At 64.6% G+C, this 461-nt stretch carries 1 protein-coding gene; it reads right to left on the bottom strand.

Features of this window, described 5'->3' with window-relative positions:
- Nucleotides 1–461 (bottom strand): DDE-type integrase/transposase/recombinase (locus EJ903_RS26515; protein ID WP_148105332.1); only part of this gene is annotated, 461 nt, incomplete at both ends.

The following is a 461-nucleotide window of genomic DNA, read 5'->3' as shown; positions in this document are numbered from 1 at the left end:
AGCCGAAGCGCTTGGGGAATTGCGGCTGATATTTCAGGGTCTTGAAGTGGGCCTCCGAGAACGGGTTGTCATTGGAGGTGTGGGGCCGGCTGTGCGATTTGGTGACGCCGAGGTCGGCGAGCAGGAGAGCGGTGGCCTTGGCCTTCATCGGGCCGCCTCGATCGGCGTGCAGGGTCAATTGGCCGGGCGGGACGGCGTGTTTGGCCAGCGTCTCCTCGAACAGCGCCTTGAACAGGGTGGCGCTCTCGGCATCGGCGACGCACCAGCCGACAACGCGGCGGCTGAAGATGTCGAGGATCACGTAGAGGTAGTAGTAGGACCACTTCATCGGCCCCATCAGCTTGGTGATGTCCCAGGACCAGACCTCGTTCGGGGCCTTGGCCAGCAATTCGGGTTTCCGGTAGGCCGGATGACGGAGCTGGTCGCGGCGGTCCCGGACCTCGTCATGCTCCGCCAGCAGG

It is taken from the genome of Azospirillum griseum, from assembly GCF_003966125.1.
GTDB classification, from domain to species: Bacteria; Pseudomonadota; Alphaproteobacteria; order Azospirillales; family Azospirillaceae; genus Azospirillum; species Azospirillum griseum.
This window is presented reverse-complemented; position numbering and strand designations above follow the sequence as displayed.